Origin of the sequence: Pseudomonas stagnisoli, from assembly GCF_048595745.1 — a bacterium.
GTDB lineage: Bacteria > Pseudomonadota > Gammaproteobacteria > Pseudomonadales > Pseudomonadaceae > Aquipseudomonas > Aquipseudomonas alcaligenes_A.
Genome location: NZ_CP184361.1, coordinates 2,791,039 through 2,806,580, shown reverse-complemented (window position 1 = coordinate 2,806,580; position 15,542 = coordinate 2,791,039). Strand labels below are relative to the sequence as shown.

The 15,542-nt window shown below is 62.7% G+C and carries 18 protein-coding genes; 10 read left to right on the top strand and 8 right to left on the bottom strand.

The annotated features are described in order from the left end of the window. Positions 1-7 precede the first annotated feature (7 nt). The 4 genes from tmk (at position 8) to ACOAPY_RS13460 (ending at position 2,868) form a co-directional block, all read left to right on the top strand. Positions 8-640 (top strand): dTMP kinase, encoded by a 633-nt coding sequence (gene tmk / locus ACOAPY_RS13475; protein ID WP_465153594.1) that lies wholly within the window; start codon positions 8-10, stop codon positions 638-640. Further along, on the top strand, positions 633-1,619 hold the full coding sequence (locus ACOAPY_RS13470; protein WP_465153593.1) for a DNA polymerase III subunit delta': 987 nt from the start codon (positions 633-635) through the stop codon (positions 1,617-1,619). The genes tmk and ACOAPY_RS13470 overlap by 8 nt, the downstream gene beginning before the upstream one ends. 36 nt (positions 1,620-1,655) lie before the next feature. After that, a complete protein-coding gene (locus ACOAPY_RS13465; RefSeq protein WP_021700465.1) occupies positions 1,656-2,012 on the top strand; it encodes a PilZ domain-containing protein in 357 nt (118 codons plus the stop codon). Positions 2,013-2,085: 73 nt separating this feature from the next. After that, positions 2,086-2,868, top strand: coding sequence for a TatD family hydrolase (locus ACOAPY_RS13460; protein WP_076424637.1), 783 nt, complete (start codon positions 2,086-2,088; stop codon positions 2,866-2,868). A 237-nt stretch (positions 2,869-3,105) separates the two neighbouring features. Here the strand turns inward: ACOAPY_RS13460 and ACOAPY_RS13455 are convergent, their stop codons facing one another. Then, positions 3,106-4,239 carry an aminotransferase class V-fold PLP-dependent enzyme gene (locus ACOAPY_RS13455; RefSeq protein ID WP_465153592.1) on the bottom strand — a complete coding sequence of 378 codons (1,134 nt, stop codon included), beginning with the start codon at positions 4,237-4,239 and terminating at the stop codon, positions 3,106-3,108. Positions 4,240-4,315: 76 nt separating this feature from the next. Between ACOAPY_RS13455 and ACOAPY_RS13450 the strand changes: the two genes are divergently transcribed. The 5 genes from ACOAPY_RS13450 to ACOAPY_RS13430 all read left to right on the top strand — a co-directional run bounded on the left by ACOAPY_RS13450 (position 4,316) and on the right by ACOAPY_RS13430 (position 8,209). Further along, positions 4,316-4,954: a TetR/AcrR family transcriptional regulator gene (locus tag ACOAPY_RS13450; protein WP_021700462.1), complete on the top strand. Its 639-nt coding sequence runs from the start codon at positions 4,316-4,318 to the stop codon at positions 4,952-4,954. A gap of 81 nt (positions 4,955-5,035) precedes the next feature. After that, positions 5,036-6,004, top strand: coding sequence for a GTP 3',8-cyclase MoaA (locus tag ACOAPY_RS13445; RefSeq protein ID WP_465153591.1), 969 nt, complete (start codon positions 5,036-5,038; stop codon positions 6,002-6,004). Positions 6,005-6,033: 29 nt separating this feature from the next. Continuing rightward, entirely contained in the window at positions 6,034-6,927 is an 894-nt protein-coding gene (locus ACOAPY_RS13440) for a radical SAM protein (RefSeq protein ID WP_465153590.1), read from the top strand. 67 nt (positions 6,928-6,994) lie between these two features. Then, positions 6,995-7,600 (top strand): DUF4823 domain-containing protein, encoded by a 606-nt coding sequence (locus ACOAPY_RS13435; RefSeq protein ID WP_076578030.1) that lies wholly within the window; start codon positions 6,995-6,997, stop codon positions 7,598-7,600. Positions 7,601-7,639: 39 nt separating this feature from the next. Further along, positions 7,640-8,209 carry a DUF1285 domain-containing protein gene (locus ACOAPY_RS13430; RefSeq protein WP_465153589.1) on the top strand — a complete coding sequence of 190 codons (570 nt, stop codon included), beginning with the start codon at positions 7,640-7,642 and terminating at the stop codon, positions 8,207-8,209. A gap of 278 nt (positions 8,210-8,487) precedes the next feature. On the opposite strand, the gene ACOAPY_RS13425 is transcribed toward ACOAPY_RS13430, so the two are convergent. The 5 genes from ACOAPY_RS13425 to ACOAPY_RS13405 all read right to left on the bottom strand — a co-directional run bounded on the left by ACOAPY_RS13425 (position 8,488) and on the right by ACOAPY_RS13405 (position 13,217). After that, positions 8,488-9,354 carry an SDR family NAD(P)-dependent oxidoreductase gene (locus ACOAPY_RS13425; RefSeq protein WP_465153588.1) on the bottom strand — a complete coding sequence of 289 codons (867 nt, stop codon included), beginning with the start codon at positions 9,352-9,354 and terminating at the stop codon, positions 8,488-8,490. A 225-nt stretch (positions 9,355-9,579) separates the two neighbouring features. Beyond that, positions 9,580-9,783, bottom strand: a complete 204-nt coding sequence (locus ACOAPY_RS13420; RefSeq protein WP_465153587.1) for an Rmf/CrpP family protein — start codon at positions 9,781-9,783, stop codon at positions 9,580-9,582. After that, on the bottom strand, positions 9,780-10,610 hold the full coding sequence (locus ACOAPY_RS13415; protein ID WP_465153586.1) for an acetoacetate decarboxylase family protein: 831 nt from the start codon (positions 10,608-10,610) through the stop codon (positions 9,780-9,782). The genes ACOAPY_RS13420 and ACOAPY_RS13415 overlap by 4 nt, the downstream gene beginning before the upstream one ends. Before the next feature lie 109 nt (positions 10,611-10,719). Further along, entirely contained in the window at positions 10,720-12,105 is a 1,386-nt protein-coding gene (locus ACOAPY_RS13410) for an acyl-CoA dehydrogenase family protein (protein ID WP_465153585.1), read from the bottom strand. Continuing rightward, on the bottom strand, positions 12,102-13,217 hold the full coding sequence (locus ACOAPY_RS13405) for an acyl-CoA dehydrogenase family protein (protein ID WP_465153584.1): 1,116 nt from the start codon (positions 13,215-13,217) through the stop codon (positions 12,102-12,104). Before ACOAPY_RS13405 ends, ACOAPY_RS13410 begins: the two co-directional genes overlap by 4 nt. A gap of 147 nt (positions 13,218-13,364) precedes the next feature. Between ACOAPY_RS13405 and ACOAPY_RS13400 the strand changes: the two genes are divergently transcribed. Next, on the top strand, positions 13,365-14,378 hold the full coding sequence (locus ACOAPY_RS13400) for an AraC family transcriptional regulator (RefSeq protein ID WP_465153583.1): 1,014 nt from the start codon (positions 13,365-13,367) through the stop codon (positions 14,376-14,378). Positions 14,379-14,520: 142 nt separating this feature from the next. Here the strand turns inward: ACOAPY_RS13400 and ACOAPY_RS13395 are convergent, their stop codons facing one another. Then, a complete protein-coding gene (locus tag ACOAPY_RS13395; RefSeq protein ID WP_465153582.1) occupies positions 14,521-14,895 on the bottom strand; it encodes a VOC family protein in 375 nt (124 codons plus the stop codon). 14 nt (positions 14,896-14,909) lie between these two features. Continuing rightward, on the bottom strand, positions 14,910-15,527 hold the full coding sequence (locus ACOAPY_RS13390; RefSeq protein WP_465153581.1) for a hypothetical protein: 618 nt from the start codon (positions 15,525-15,527) through the stop codon (positions 14,910-14,912). Positions 15,528-15,542: the final 15 nt, after the last annotated feature.

The following is a 15,542-nucleotide window of genomic DNA, read 5'->3' as shown; positions in this document are numbered from 1 at the left end:
AAAACCCGTGAACGGTCTGTTCATCACCCTGGAGGGCCCGGAAGGGGCCGGCAAGAGCACCAACCGCGAGTACCTCGCCGAGCGTCTGCGCGAGCAGGGTATCGAGGTGGTGCTGAGCCGCGAGCCCGGCGGCACGCCGCTGGCCGAGCGCATCCGTGAGCTGTTGCTGGCGCCCAGTGACGAAATCATGGACAGCGATACCGAGCTGCTGCTGGTCTTCGCTGCCCGTGCCCAGCACCTCGCGCAGGTGATTCGCCCAGCCCTGGCGCGCGGCGCCGTGGTGCTCTGTGATCGCTTCACCGACGCCACCTACGCCTACCAGGGCGGTGGCCGCGGCCTGAGCGAGGCGCGCATTGCCGAACTGGAACGTTTCGTCCAGGGCGAGCTGCGTCCACACCTGACTCTGGTATTCGATCTGCCAGTGGAGATCGGTCTGTCGCGCGCCGCCGCGCGCGGGCGCCTGGATCGTTTCGAGCAGGAGGGGCGCGCCTTCTTCGAGGCCGTGCGCCATACCTACCTGCAGCGTGCCCAAGCCGCGCCGGCGCGCTATCGCGTGCTGGATGCGGCGCAGTCGCTGGAGGCAGTGCAGCGGGCCATCGATGCGCTGCTGCCGGAAATTCTGGAGCGCTGCCGTGGCTGAGGCCTACCCCTGGCAGGAGCCACTCTGGCAGCAGCTGGCGAGCCGCCCGCGGCATGCCCACGCCTACCTGCTGCACGGGCCCGCCGGCATCGGCAAGCGCGACCTGGCCGAGCGCCTGATGGCCCGGCTGCTGTGCCAGAAGCCCGCGGGCCTGGAGGCTTGCGGCCAGTGCAAGGCCTGTCACCTGCTGGCGGCCGGTACCCATCCGGATGTGTTCGTGCTGGAGCCGGAGGAGGCGGACAAGGCGATCAAGGTCGACCAGGTGCGCGAGCTGGTCAGCTTCGTGGTGCAGACTGCACAGCTGGGCGGGCGCAAGGTGGTGTTGCTGGAGCCGGTGGAGGCGATGAACCTCAACTCCGCCAACGCCCTGCTCAAGAGCCTGGAGGAGCCCTCCGGCGATACCGTGCTGCTGCTGGTCAGTCACCAGCCCAGTCGCCTGTTGCCGACCGTCAAGAGCCGCTGCGTGCAGCAGGCCTGTCCGTTGCCGAGCCCGCAGCAGAGCCTGGCCTGGTTGGCCCAGGCGCTGCCCGAGGTGAGTGACGAGCAGCGTGGCGAACTGCTTGCGCTGGCTGCCGGCTCGCCGCTGATGGCGCGCCGCCTGCACGCTCAGGGCGTACTGGAGCAGCGCGCGCTGGTGGTCGAGGGGGTGAAGAAGCTGCTCAAGCAGCAGGCCAGTCCCAGTCAGTTGGCCGAGGCGTGGAAGACCCTGCCGATGGCCATGCTGTTCGACTGGTTCTGCGACTGGGCGCAGTTGATGCTGCGCTACCAGCTGAGCCGCGATGAAGAGGGGCTGGGCCTGGCCGACATGCGCAAGGTGGTGCAGTACCTGGCCGACAAAACCCCCCAGCACAAGCTGCTGGCCATGCAGGACTGGTTGCTGCAGCAACGGCAGAAGGTGCTGGGCAAGGCCAACCTGAACGGTGCTCTGCTTCTCGAAGCCCTGCTGGTGCAGTGGGCAAGCCTGCCCGGACCGGGCTAGAATCGAGAAATTGGATTAAGTTGCCAGGATTAGCGCATGAGTTTGCCACCGAATCTGGGACCGCGTAACGGCATCCTGTCCCTCACCATCAAGGACAAATCCGTTCTCTATGCGGCCTATATGCCGTTTGTTCGCAACGGCGGCCTGTTCATCCCCACCGCCAAAAGCTACAAGCTGGGCGACGAGGTGTTCATGCTGCTGAACCTGATGGATGAGCCGGAGAAGATTCCGGTGGCTGGCAAAGTGGTGTGGATCACCCCCAAGGGCGCTCAGGGCAATCGCGCCGCCGGTGTCGGTGTGCAGTTCAACGATGGCGACAACACCGCGCGCAACAAGATCGAAACTTACCTGGCCGGTGCGCTGAAGTCGGATCGCCCGACCCACACCATGTAACTCGTGAGTATCGAGCTTCAAGGTAGAAGCGCCCGAATCGGGCGCTTCGTCATTTCAGAGACAGAGAAATTCCATGCTGGTTGATTCCCACTGCCACCTCGACCGCCTCGATCTGGCGGCCCACGATGGTTCCCTCGATGCGGCGCTGGCTGCCGCCCGCGCCCGTGGCGTGCAGCACTTCCTGTGCATCGGCGTCAGCGCCGACAACGCCGGGGCAGTCAAGGCGCTGGCCGAACGCTATGCCGATGTCGACTGCTCGGTGGGGGTGCATCCGCTGGATCTGGAGCAGGGCGAGGCGCCGGCACTGGACTGGCTGCTGGGCGAGCTGAACCACCCGCATGTGGTGGCCATTGGCGAAACCGGGCTGGATTACCACTACGAGCCGGAGGCGGCCGAGCTGCAGCAGCAGTCGTTCCGCCTGCATCTGGAGGCGGCGAAGATCACCGGCAAACCGGTGATCGTGCACACCCGCGAGGCGCGTGCCGACACTCTGGCGCTGCTGCGCGAGGCGGCGTTGCCGCAGGCCGGCGTGCTGCACTGCTTCACCGAGGACTGGGAGATGGCCAAGGCGGCGCTGGATATTGGCTTCTACATCTCGCTGTCCGGCATCGTCACCTTCCGCAATGCCGATGCCCTGCGCGAAGTGGCGCGCAAGGTGCCGGCCGACCGCCTGCTGGTGGAAACCGACGCACCCTATCTCGCGCCCATCCCGCACCGTGGCAAGCCTAATCTGCCGCAGTATGTTCGCGAGGTCGCGGAGTTCCTGGCGATGGTGCGCGGCGAGCGCTTCGAGGACCTGGCCGCGCAGACCACGGCCAACTTCAAGCGCCTGTTTCCGCTGGCCAGGGTTGCCTGATCGGCTCGTCGGGTAAAAATCGCGGACAAAAAAAACCCGGGTTCTGGGGGATGAATCCGGGTCAAGACCATTAGGAGTAAAACAAGGTACGCGATCCACGGTACCCAGACTGGCGGGGCACTTGGGGGGAGATGCCGCACACCAGTAGTTCCAGTATTGGCCAGGAATTCCGATCGTCCAGATTGGTTTGAGCGGTTTCTTAAACGTATTTGGAATACCGCCGCCTCTGCTGAGCACTCAGTCTTGTCGCAACTGGTCCAGCACGGCCAGCGTCTGCTCGATCACCGCCGGCTCGGTGTAGAAGTGCGGCGACAAACGGATACCCTTGCCCCGTTGCGCGCAGATCACCTGTCGCTCCCTGAGACGGGCGAACAGCACCTGGTTGTCCCAGTCGTCCCAGCTGAACGTCAGGATGCCGGCGCGCCGGGCTGGGTTCAGCGGGCTGTGCAGCTGGACGCCGGCGATGCGCTGCAATCCTTCCTGCAGCTGCTGCACGCGCTCCTCGATCAGTGTCGCGACCTGCGCCATGCCAACTTCCTCCAGCAGCGACAGGCTGGCCTCCAGGGCCATGGCGCCAAGCATGTTCGGGCTGCCGCACTCGAAGCGTCGCGCGCTGCGTGCTGGCTGCCATTCGCGGCGGTCATAGTCGCCGGCATGCTCCAGCATGTGCCAACCGTATTCATGCAGGGCCAGCTGATCGCGCAGGTCGCTGCGGCAATAGAACACGCCGAGGCCTTCCGGGCCGAGCAACCATTTGTGCCCATCGGCCATGGCGAAGGCGCAGTCGCTGGCCTGGACGTCGAAGGGCTGGGCGCCGAGTTGCTGGATGGCGTCCACGCACAGCAGAACGCCCTTGCTGCGGCAGCCTGCGCCCAGGCGCAGCAGGTCCAGGCGCAGGCCGCTGGCGTATTGCACCGCGCTGATCGACAGCAGCCGCGTGCGCGGCCCGCAGGCGGCGAGCAGGGCGGCTTCCGGATTATTGCCACCCAGGTTGACCTGCACCACCTCGACACCGCGCGGCGCTAGGGCCTCCCAGACGATGCGGTTGGAGGGAAACTCCTCGTCGCTGATCACCACCTGGTCGCCAGCTCGCCAATCCAGTCCGAACGCGACGAAGGAGAGGGCTTCCGAAGTGTTTTTGACCAGTGCAATATCCGCGGTGCTCGTTGCATTCAGCAGGCGGTGGAAGCGCTCACGCAGGCGCCTCTCCACCTGCAGCCAGGCCGGATAATCACGGGCACCGCTGCGGCAGTTCTCTTCGGCGAAGCGGCTGACGGCCTCGCTGGCGCGCTTCGGCCAGGGCGCCACGGCAGCGTGATTGAGGTAGCAAAGGCCTGCAGCTAGAGGGAATTCGTCGCTTAGATTGGGCATGGGGCCGATGATCCGTGCATTTTCGTGCTGAACAGGCATAATATTGCGCCTCGATTTTTCATCCTGTAGTCATTTTATGAACAAAGAACCTCGCAAAGTCCGTGAATTCCGTCGTCGCGAACAGGAAATTCTCGATACCGCGCTCAAGCTCTTCCTTGAACAGGGTGAAGACAGCGTCACCGTCGAGATGATCGCCGACGCCGTCGGTATCGGCAAAGGCACCATCTACAAGCATTTCAAGTCCAAGGCCGAGGTCTACCTGCGCCTGATGCTGGACTACGAGCGCGACCTCAATGCCCTGCTGCTGTCCGAGGACGTGGCCAAGGACAAGGAAGCGCTGGCGCGCGCCTACTTCGAGTTCCGCATGCGCGACCCGCAGCGCTATCGCCTGTTCGACCGCCTCGAAGAGAAGGTGGTCAAGGGCAACCAGGTGCCGGAGATGGTCGAGCAGCTGCACAAGATCCGTACCTCCAACTTCGAGCGTCTGACCCAGCTGATCAAGGGCCGCATCGAGGAGGGCAAGCTGGAGGACGTGCCGCCTTACTTCCACTACTGCGCCGCCTGGGCGCTGGTGCACGGCGCCGTGGCGCTGTACCACTCGCCGTTCTGGAGCAGCGTACTGGAGGACCAGGACGGCTTCTTCCAGTTCCTCATGGACATCGGCGTGCGCATGGGCAACAAGCGCAAGCGCGACGGCGAAGCGCCGGCAGCCTGATGCCATTCAGCCCGCCAATGATGCGTTTTTTGCCATCGGCGGCGGGCATATACTCCGAAGCGAACACTGTCGGAGTTGCCCATGATCGTTGATCGCCAGGGTCGGCGCTTTCGTAACCTGCGCATCAGCCTGACCGCCGCATGCAACTACGCCTGCACCTACTGTGTGCCGGACGGCAAGCGTCTGGTGGCGGCGCAGGACGAGCTGTCCGCCGAGGCCATGGTGCGCGGCGTGGCCTATCTGATTGAGGCGGCCGGCATCGAACGCCTGCGCATCACCGGCGGCGAGCCGCTGGTCAGCCCCAAGCTCGAACACTTCCTGCGCGGCGTCAGCCGCCTGGGCCTGCAGGACATCGGCCTGACCAGCAATGGCCAGCTGCTCTCGCGCAAGCTGCCGTTGCTGCTGGAGTGCGGGCTCAAGCGCATCAACGTGTCTCTGGATACCCTCGATCCCGTCGCCTTCAAGCGCATCGCCCGTGGTGGTGATCTGCCGACCGTGCTGCAAGGCTTGGCGGAAGCGCGGGCGGCCGGGCTGAAGATCAAGATCAACATGGTGCCGCTGCGCGGGCAGAACCACGAGCAGGTGCTGCCGATGCTCGACTACTGCCTGGAGAACGGCTTCGAGCTGCGCTTCATCGAGCTGATGCGCATGGGCCATCTGGCCCGAGAGGGGGCCAGCTTCCAGCAGCAGTTCTATGGCATGCCCGAGCTGCTGGAGAAGGTCGCCGAGCGTCACGAGTTCGTCCAGGCGCCGGCTCCGCTGGATGCCACCGCGCTGCGCTACGAGATTCCCGGCCGCGGCTTCTTCGGCGTGATCGCCAACGAGAGCGTGCCGTTCTGCCGTACCTGCTCACGCCTGCGCCTGTCGTCGACCGGCTGGTTGCATGGCTGCCTGTCGTCGAGCAACCGCCACTATGTCGGCGATCTGCTCGACAAGCCGCGCCACCAGGCCCTGCCGGCCCTGCAACGCCTGCTGGTGCGCGCCCTGGCGGACAAGCAGGAGGTCGCTTTTGCCGGCGGTGCCACCGTCATGAAAATCATCGGCGGCTGATCGGCCGCCCCGTACCAAGCCAGAAAGCCATGTCCGCCGAATTCCCCATCGCCTATATCGAGCCGGTGTTCCGTCCGCCGAGCGAAGCCCATTCCCTGATCCTGCCGGTGACCAACGGCTGCTCGTGGAACCACTGCACCTTCTGCGAGATGTACACCGCGCCGCAGAAGAAATTCCGTGCCCGCGACGAGGACCAGGTGCTGGAGGAAATCCGCCGCGCCGGCGAACGGCTGATCGTGCAGCGGGTGTTCCTCGCCGACGGCGACGCCCTGGTGCTGCCGACCCGGCGCCTGCTGAATATCCTGCAGGCCATTCGCGAGCACATGCCCGAGGTCGACCGCGTTTCCAGCTACTGCCTGCCGCGCAACCTGCGCAAGAAGTCGGTGGCCGAGCTCAAGGAGCTGGCCGACGCCGGGCTGAGAATGGCCTATGTCGGCTGCGAGTCGGGCGACGACGAGGTGCTGGCGCGGGTCAACAAGGGCGAGACCTATGAGTCCAGCCTCAGCGCCCTGGAAAAACTCGGCGAAGCCGGCATCACCCGTTCGGTGATGATCCTCAACGGCCTGGGCGGTACCGTCCTCAGCGAGCAGCATGCCGACAACTCGGCGCGCCTGATGAATGCCGCCCAGCCGGAGTTCCTCTCCACCCTGGTGGTCAGCTTCCCTATGGGCGAGGCGCGTTTCCGCGAAGGCTTCGCCGATTTCCAGCCGCTCGGCCAGCAGCAGCTGTTCCTCGAAGTGGAGCGCCTGCTACAGGGGCTGGAGCTGCAGAACACCGTGTTCCGCAGCGACCACGCCTCCAACTACCTGGTGCTCAAGGGCAACCTGGGCGCCGACAAGGCACGCCTGCTGGCTCAGGTGCGCCAGGCCATCGAGCGGCCGCACAGTGCACAGCTGCGTCAGGAGTGGCAGAGGGGATTGTGAGGGTTGGCGCGGAAGCTGCTATGTCGCTCTATCCGCCGGTATTCCGTCACCGGCAGGGAGAAACCCAATGCGTAGCTTGATCCTGCTGCTGGCGCTGTGCGCGCTCGGCGGCTGCATGAAGGCCAGCGACCTGGCCGCTGGCGCCGAATACCACCTGCGCGATGCCGGCGTGCTCGACCACAGCGACACTCGTCGCTCCGCGTCCTGGCGCCTGCAGGCCGACTCTTTCGTCTACATCGCCCAAAGCCATTACGTGCCGCCGGGCGACGCCCATCCGCGGCCCAACGTGGTGGCGGAAGAAGCGTTCAAGGCTTTCGTCGAGTACTTCCCGCTGGTGCGTCGTGCCAGCCAGCCCGAGGGCCTGGACCAGGCGATGATCGACGCGCGTTCGGCCGGTGCCCACTACCTGCTGTACGCCCGTTTCGCCGGTGCCGACGACCGTATCGGCACGGTGGTGGAGTGGGAGGATGAGGAGGCGCTGGACCGTCTCGGTGTCGACTCCGGGGTGATCCAGCTGATGCTGATCGAGACCGGCACCCGCTACCTGGTAGATACCGCGCGCATCCATGTTCGCGGCGGAATCCTGACGTTTTACGATAACCAGCCCGCTGACCAGCTGCGCGCGCCGTTCGAACAGTACGCGCGCACCTTGCTGGGCGTCAGCGAGCGCTAGCCGCCATACTGCTGGCGACCCGTACAAGGAGATATCCGCATGACCGATCCGGGCAAGGCCGGCGACCTGCTGGCGCAGATTCCCAAGGGCGAGGGCAAGGGCCTGCCGCCGGTACACCTGTGGAATCCGGACTTCTGCGGCGACATCGACATGCGCATCGCCCGCGACGGCACCTGGTACTACCTGGGCACGCCGATCGGGCGCAAGCCGATGGTCAAGCTGTTCTCCACCATCATCCGGCGCGACGACGACAAGTACTTCCTGATCACCCCGGTGGAGAAGGTCGGCATCATCGTCGACGACGCGCCTTTCGTTGCGGTGACCCTGCAGGTGGAAGGTGAGGGGGAAGGGCAGCTGCTGCGCTTCACCACCAATGTCGACGAGGAAATCGAGGCCGGCGCTGAACACCCGTTGCGCGTGGAGATCGACCCCGAGACTCAGGAGCCCGCACCCTACCTGCACGTGCGGCGCAACCTGGAAGCGCTGGTGCACCGCAACGTGTTCTACCAGCTGGTCGACCTGGCCGTGGAGCGGCAGATCGACGGGCAGACCTGGCTGGGCGTCTGGAGCGGCGGTGAGTTCTTCCCCATCGGATTACAGCCGGAGTAGCTGACGGTTGTATCCGTCCCCGACCTGCCAAATCGGACATTGCCTGTAGCCTTTATCAAGCCCCCGGCTGATGGCTGCGCCGCGCCAGGAATCAACGCGCGTGCAGCGTGACTCGCCGTGCCCGCCGGACGATTCAACCTGGCAGTGACAGGGCTACCCAGATCATTGACCCAGACTCTTGAAAGGCTTGTTCAGTGGCCTGGTCGAGGTCACCAGCGTTAGCCGTGATGGTGAGAGTCGTACGTTTCATGATGGTTTCGTTCGCGGCAGGGCGAGTATCAGTCGCAGTCACGCGTTCGAACGACCTCTTCTTCCAGTTGGCCGATGAGTCGGTGCAGGTGCGTGTTACGTGTCAGCAGCCGGTCGGCAAACATGTTGAACAAGCCTCGCATCATCGATATCGGCGCCCAGCGTGCAGGTACGGCGATTCGTGGCTGGCGTTTTTGTAAGCCCCGCACCACTCCCTGCGCCACTTGCTCTGGCGGAATTGTTCGGCGCAGAAATGCAGGCAATGCGGTTCTGTTCATCTCGGTCGCGATGGCGTTGCCGCCGAATGCGACCTTGGCGATGGCGGTCTCCGTCCAGCCGGGATAGAGCACGCTCGCGCTTGCTCCTGTCGCACCCAGTTCGGTGCGCAGTGATCGGATCAGTGACTCTACGGCCGCTTTGGACGCGGCGTAGGGCGCATTGGCCATACCGTTCAAGTAGGCATAGATCGAGGAGGTGACCAGTACCTGGCCCCGGTTGCGCACGATCTCCGGGAGAGCGGCGCGCATTGTGTTCCAGACCCCGAACAGATCCACCTCGATGATGCGCCTGAATTCAGCCTCGTCGCAGGTGCGCAGTGTCGCGGGCACCCCCCGCCAGGAGATGCCTGCATTGGCGAAGGCAACGTCCAGACGGCCGAAGCGCTCGACCGCCCTGCGGACCACTTCCTTGGCCGCCTCGGCATCGGTGACATCGAACACCAGCGGCAGTACGTTCTGGCTGTTGAACTCCTGAGCCAAGGTGTCCACCGCTATCTGCGATGTATCGGTTAGTACCAGGCTGCTGCCATTCCTATACAGTTCCCGCGCGGTAGCGGAGCCGATACCGCCCGCTGCGCCGGTGATCAGAACCACTTTCCCCCGGAGGTCGTAGCTCATGCTTTTTTCTCCTTTTGTTGCAGCCTTCGGTACGGTGCTTAGCCGGAGTTCAAGTCGTTTGATTACCACCTGCACCACACAGCTTTTCCCACGTTGATCTGGATGTGGCCTTGGCAAGGGCTTTTGACCTTGCGGCACGCTGCGCGTGATAAGGCGCTGTCCTGGTGTGGGCAACTTCATGCGCAATCAGCCTTCTTGAAGGGCCACTGCGCATGTTCATGCGCTTTAAAAAAACGACGCCACCCGCTTGTTCGCCAGAGCGGTCAAATAGCCATTTAGCCATTCATGGCGCAAACGCAGGCCATCAGGTTTCTGATGGTCATAAGGGCACTCGAAGAGTGTCTGACCACGAAGTCCGGACTCGAAACCAACGTCAAATGGCTTGCGAGTTTCCGAATCCGACTTCACCTCAACCCTGAAATCGATCACCGCAGTTCTCCTGGGGGCAGCGGCGTCTCAATTGACGGAACCTGAGCGCCCGCATTCAGTCGCAGTTGGAGTCTGTGGCTGGCCATGACGAAACGCGGCTTTGCGTTATCCAGTCCGAGCTGTCTCAAACGGTTGGCCATCGGATGAGAAGACCGCCGATCAACCCTTGCCCTCATGCTGCCGCCGAGCATGCACTTGCATCCGCCGCGTGTATTGACCAGGGATCTGAGGAGCTTGCCGTCACGCACGGAATAGAGGGACAAATCCAGCAATGGCGCCGGGAGGCCAAAGGTACCCGCGCCTTCCAGTGAGATGATCGAGCATTCTTCATCTGGGCTTTTGACCTGCCCCAGAAACCTGTTTCCCCGAAGATTGAATTCAATCGGCGTGACGAACTTTGGCAGCCCCCAGACCTCTCTGCCTGCTGCGCAGGCAGAGTCAGTCGTGACCGGTAGATCAATGACGTGGAAGCCCATCGGATTTTTGTCCAATGGACCGAGCATGGTCAGCAGCGGCATTCGCGGAGAGACCACTCCCTTGGGCTCAACAGCGATCGCCACGCCGACTTCGTTGTAGCTGCCAATTGCAGTCAGGCGATACTCGTAGAAGGCGATGGCCACCATGGCCTGATCGCCGCGAAAACGCACGACCTCCAGGCGTTCGTCCATGACCAATGAGCGAGCGTTCTCCAGGTTAACCATGAAGATCGCCATGCATACAGAGCTGTCGTAGTAGAAAATCGGCAGAGCAACATTGCCGGTGCTGACCTCGAGTTCATTGACCGGGTATTGGAAGAAGACATCCTGCCAGAGCGGTATTTTTCTCATGTTTATTCTCCGATGCGGTGCTTTGACTTCATGCTCTGCGCTGGCTGGCCTGCTCTCAATCCGGGCGGCAGCGCGTATCGGCATGAAGGTTGATTGCCTTGCGGGATCGTCAAGCTCCAATCCCATGCGCGACCGGGCTGAGTAACTGGGGTTGCCAGTCCTCCATGAGTGCCAGGCGATTGATCTGGTTAGTGCCCTCGAAGATCCTTGTGAGCCTCACATCTCTCAGCGCGCGCTCCACGCGATTGCGATGCAGGCCGCCATGATCGGCCAGCAGATCCATGGCCATCTCGCAGACTTTCTGCGCACGGTCAGTGGCATGGAACTTACAGGCGGACGCGTTTAACTGGCGGGGTTTCCAGCTGGCTCTGGCCTCATGCCAGACCATGCCCCTTATCGCGCGGGTTTCGGCCAGCATCGTTGCGAGCTGAAGCTGGACCTCCTGATAATTGATCAGGGCTCTGCCGCCGAGTTGGTAATGGCGGGCAAACTCGACCGCCGCTTCAGTTGCCGCACGCGCCAAGCCAACTCCCATCGATGCGACAGGGATTCTGGAGGCGTTCAGGGTCGCCCGGTTCAGGGCCCAGCCCTGCCTTAGGCCACCGATGACAGCTTCGTCGGGTACGAAAACATCATTGAATTCCAACTCGGCGGCACCCGAGGCTCTCATCCCCATCTTGATTTCGGTGCGAGCCACGTTGAAGCCCGCTGCTGAGCTCCTGACGTAGAAGCATGTCCAGGACTCCATGCCTTCACCTTCCAATGCCGCAAACACGGTCATGGATTTAGCCAGGTCACCGCCGCTGATGTAGCACTTGCGCCCATTGAGCAGCCATCCCCCAGAGGTGCGTCGCGCCAATACCTTGGGACGGTACAGCTCCGCACCATGCCCTTCCTCAGCATCGGAACCCGCTCCGGGCTCGGTGATGGCAAAAGCCATCAGATGGGGCGTTCCCACCTCGCATTCGCGGTAGGCGGGCAACAGGTACTGCCGAATCGCGGCAAGATTCCCCGATAGAATCAGCGGCATGGCGCCCAGGTGATGCGCCGAGAGCAGCAGCATGATGCCGCCGCAGGCACGGCTGAACTCTTCCACTACCAGCGAGGCTTGCAGGATTGGCGGATAAAGCCCGGCGAGCAGCGGCATGCTGCCCAGTGGCTTGGGCAGGAAATAGCTCAGCCAGCCCGCTTTACCCGCTTCGACCAGAAGCTGATGGGCATCAGGATGAATACCGCCTGCGGGCAAGTGCTCGGCAAGATCGAGCTTTGCCGAGATCGGCGCGATATGGTCATCCGCAAATGCCCTGGCGCGCTTGCGGATACCCTGCAATGGCCACGGAAGCTGGAGGGTGTCTTGAATCCAGAGGTCATCCTGCTTGTAGGCCGTCAGAAAACGTCCCAGTAGCGGTAGATCGTCGAACTGCCAGCGAGGCGACAACTTCGAGTCGAGTGGCAGATATCCATCCAGATGCAGATCACGCTTGGAAAGGGTCATTGCGCAACTCCATGGATAAAGAGCGGCAGATCCAGAACAGCACCGGATGAAAGTCTCAGCATGTTTTGGTCGCGTACGTATTTCTCGGGCCCGGCATCACGCATGTAGCCGATGCCACCGTGGATCTGAATGACCTGATGACAGGCATGTACAAGTGCCTCGCAGGAAGTCATGCGAATTGAGGCGGCGTCCTCGAGCGCAATCTCCTCAACGCTGGACTGGAGGCCGTGGAGCCGTTGTTCGACTTGCCGGACGGTGGTACGAACCTCGCTGAGCATGATCTGTACCGCTGGGTGTTCCCTGATCGGCTTTCCGCCTTGTGAGCGAATGCCGCTGAACTCGACCGCCAGCTCGCTGCTCCGGTCAAGGACGCCAAGACCTATGGCTGTCAGGCCAAGAAACTCCATCTTGAGCATGTTGGCGTAAAGCTTGCGGGCTTGTTCGGTCGGCATGTCCGTATGCACGCCGACTGCCTCCGTGCGTGCCCGGAGCGTGCGGACCTCCAGCTCATCCAGACCGTGAGCAACCTGAACGACAGGGTCCAGCTGATCGATCGCAACGAGCTGCCACTGGACCGCCCCAGTTCGCCAGATCGGCCACAGCACCTGTCGAACGTCCGGCAGTGAGCAGGCGACGGACTCGTGATTGCTGCGGTTCAGCCAGTCTTCGAGAAGGGCAGTATCTTCATCTGTGAGGCTTACGCTGCCTTGCAGCCAGCGTCCCAGGCTCCCGCGTGCAAGGCCGAAGTGCCCGGTGACGATCAACGCAGTTTCGTCCCCTGAAGCCGGCAGGCCGCTCTCGCGCAACAACCAGTTGCTCAGCGACTGGCGATGTGTCGCTAACGCCAGTGCCGTGTTGGCTCGCCCCAGGGTTCGCAGCAGCCCGAGGCTGAGTTGGGTCGTCGAGGAGTCGTCGGTATCAGCCCATAGACCAATAGCCTCGCCCTCGATCTGGGGAATGATGCCCATCGATTCGATTTCGCCCAGAAACCTGACCATGGTCTGTGTGTCCATGGGGTGCTCGTAGGGCGTGGTGGCAGGAACGATATGCTGCTGGGCATATCGGGATATCTCCTCAAGAAATATCTGTAGCTCTTCTGAAGTCAGGGCCATTACGTACGTTTCCACTGCTCGGGTGAACGAAGCTGCTTGGAGTTACGTGCGAAATTATGAAATCCGGACCGGGTAGCGCGAATAACGGTGTCGGCTTAAGATTTTAGTTTTTCGGCCATTAAGGCCGATTTGATAAGGGCGCTATCCATGAGTGCGACCTACCTGAGAGACCCCGGCAGCGTCCGTATCCTGGTCGAATTTGGGCTGAGAAATGGCCTGACCGAACAGCAACTGCTCTCGCGATCGGGGCTGCGAAGGGATCAACTGGAAGATCCGCTGGTAGAAATCCAGGCGCATCAGGAAATCCGGGTCATCGAGAGTCTGCTCAACCAGCTCGGATCTCATCCGCTATTGGGCATACAGGTCGGCTGGGAGTACAGCATCACTACTTATGGCGTATGGGGTTTCGCCTTGCTTAGCAGCAAGAATGTCCAGGAAGCCATGGAGCTGGCGCTCAGGTTCCTGCCGCTGACTTACGCCCTGTGCCCGATAACAGCCAGGCCACTTCAGGGGCAGATGGCTCTGCTGTTCGGGGAGCCCGTCGCCCCGGAGCCCATCCGATCATTCATCATTCAACGCGACATGGCGGCAGCCCATAAGCTGATACGCAGCCTGCAGGTTGATGAGTTCGACGTGGGCAGATTTCTCTACAGCGGCCCCAGACCAGGGCGAAACGACGGGGCAGTGCCCAGTGACTGGAACATCACCATCGAGTACGACAGCGCGCTGAACGCGCTGGTTTTCGATCCCGCCTTCCTGAAAACGCCACTGCCGTTGAGCAATCCCCTGACTTCGGCGTCGTGCGAGCAACTGTGCAGCGCTCTGATCCAGAAGCGGCGTACCAGGCAGGGGGTCGCTGCCATTGCGAAAACCTACCTGCGAGCTTTCAGCGGCCAGGGCATGCTGGATCTTCCAACACTCGCCAGCAAACTTCACATGAGCGAGCGCGCTCTGCGCCGTCACCTCCAGAATGAAGCAACCAGCTTCAGAGAATTGCTGGCTGAACTGAGGATGGAGTTGGCGGGTGACATGCTCAATTCCGGAGCCTTCACCATGGCCCAGATTGCCGAAGCCCTTGGCTACAGTGACCAGTCATCTTTTTCCCAAGCCTACAAGCGCTGGTATGGCCTTCCACCAAGCGCATGTCGAACATCAAGGTAAAAGGTGGCTTGGAAGATGGCCCCCAGCATCCTGTAGAGCAAGGTGGCCACTTGCTGGGCTCCCGACGATGGACGCGACGTCATCGTGAACATCTGCCTGCTTCTAGCTATCGGCTGCGCTCGGGATGGGCGACACACCGCTGTTATCTAGCCTGGATGTTCTGTGCAATGCGCCAAAGCACTTCGCTGGGGTCGAACAGCACGAACTCGCGCATCTTCCAGGGGCGCTCGACCAACTCGCCCATGCGCACGCCGAAACGATCCGCGATACCTTCTTTCGCGAGGTGGCGGTGCCAGGCGTCGACATCTTCGACCAGCAGGTGCATGACGAAGTTTTCCGCTTGCCCGTGCACATAGAAGTTCTGCAACAGGAAGGAGCAGGTGCCGTGGTGCAGATAGGCGAGTTGGTCGTCGCTCCAGGGCATCTGGAAGCCCAGTGCCTGGTAGAAGTCCTTGGAGCGTGCGAAGTCCCTGGCCGGCACCAGGGTTTTGAGTTCCACGCTGTTGAGGTTGGGCATCGAACTCCTTCCCATCAGTAGAGGTCGGTGCGCCTGGTCGGCTTTACCGCCTGGATAAAGCTGTAACCCAGGCCGATATCGGTGACCACGCGGGTGATCATGGCGGGGATGGCGATCAGCGCGTGGATCAGCATGGCCACCGCCGCGTAGGCGCCGAACTCGATGGCGCGCAGGGCTAGCGGCAGCGGATCGCGGCGGCTTTCCAACAGTTCCTGGCGCAGGGCGGGCAGGTCGGGCCAGTGGTCGGCGTCGATTTGCTCGCGCATGGCCAGCGGGTACAGGTTGCGGCTGCGGCAGCCGCAGCGGAAGGCGCGCCACATGCGTTTCGGCTGCAGCACCAGGCCGGTGGAGAGGGCGATCAGGTTCATGGTGCCGAGCAGGGGCGAGTTGAGCATCGAGCCGGTGCCCAGCTCCCAGGCGCTGACCTCGCCTTCGCCAATGCGCCCGGTGCTGTAGCCGGTCACGATGTGGTGCAGGTCGTGGTACTTCAGGTAGATGTGGCGCGTCTCGATGTTCGGCAGCGGCACCAGCAGGCAGCCGGTGTAGACCGGCACCGTGCAGGCCTGGCGGTCGGCGGTGTCGCTGAAGCCGCAGCGGCGGTAGAAGGCGGCGAGTTCTTCCCTGAGAGTCATGGGTTCCATCCTTGG

What these genes read in the sequence shown, in the direction of transcription:
- ACOAPY_RS13465 (WP_021700465.1), top strand. Translation starts at nt 1,656, where the DNA reads ATGAGTTTGCCACCGAATCTGGGACCGCGTAACGGCATCCTGTCCCTC.
- ACOAPY_RS13430 (WP_465153589.1), top strand. Translation starts at nt 7,640, where the DNA reads ATGACCGATCCGGGCAAGGCCGGCGACCTGCTGGCGCAGATTCCCAAG.
- ACOAPY_RS13450 (WP_021700462.1), top strand. Translation starts at nt 4,316, where the DNA reads ATGAACAAAGAACCTCGCAAAGTCCGTGAATTCCGTCGTCGCGAACAG.
- ACOAPY_RS13425 (WP_465153588.1), bottom strand. Translation starts at nt 9,354, where the DNA reads ATGAGCTACGACCTCCGGGGGAAAGTGGTTCTGATCACCGGCGCAGCG.
- ACOAPY_RS13400 (WP_465153583.1), top strand. Translation starts at nt 13,365, where the DNA reads ATGAGTGCGACCTACCTGAGAGACCCCGGCAGCGTCCGTATCCTGGTC.
- ACOAPY_RS13440 (WP_465153590.1), top strand. Translation starts at nt 6,034, where the DNA reads ATGTCCGCCGAATTCCCCATCGCCTATATCGAGCCGGTGTTCCGTCCG.
- ACOAPY_RS13405 (WP_465153584.1), bottom strand. Translation starts at nt 13,217, where the DNA reads ATGGCCCTGACTTCAGAAGAGCTACAGATATTTCTTGAGGAGATATCC.
- ACOAPY_RS13435 (WP_076578030.1), top strand. Translation starts at nt 6,995, where the DNA reads ATGCGTAGCTTGATCCTGCTGCTGGCGCTGTGCGCGCTCGGCGGCTGC.
- ACOAPY_RS13455 (WP_465153592.1), bottom strand. Translation starts at nt 4,239, where the DNA reads ATGCCCAATCTAAGCGACGAATTCCCTCTAGCTGCAGGCCTTTGCTAC.
- ACOAPY_RS13390 (WP_465153581.1), bottom strand. Translation starts at nt 15,527, where the DNA reads ATGACTCTCAGGGAAGAACTCGCCGCCTTCTACCGCCGCTGCGGCTTC.
- ACOAPY_RS13460 (WP_076424637.1), top strand. Translation starts at nt 2,086, where the DNA reads ATGCTGGTTGATTCCCACTGCCACCTCGACCGCCTCGATCTGGCGGCC.
- ACOAPY_RS13395 (WP_465153582.1), bottom strand. Translation starts at nt 14,895, where the DNA reads ATGCCCAACCTCAACAGCGTGGAACTCAAAACCCTGGTGCCGGCCAGG.
- ACOAPY_RS13445 (WP_465153591.1), top strand. Translation starts at nt 5,036, where the DNA reads ATGATCGTTGATCGCCAGGGTCGGCGCTTTCGTAACCTGCGCATCAGC.
- ACOAPY_RS13410 (WP_465153585.1), bottom strand. Translation starts at nt 12,105, where the DNA reads ATGACCCTTTCCAAGCGTGATCTGCATCTGGATGGATATCTGCCACTC.
- ACOAPY_RS13415 (WP_465153586.1), bottom strand. Translation starts at nt 10,610, where the DNA reads ATGAGAAAAATACCGCTCTGGCAGGATGTCTTCTTCCAATACCCGGTC.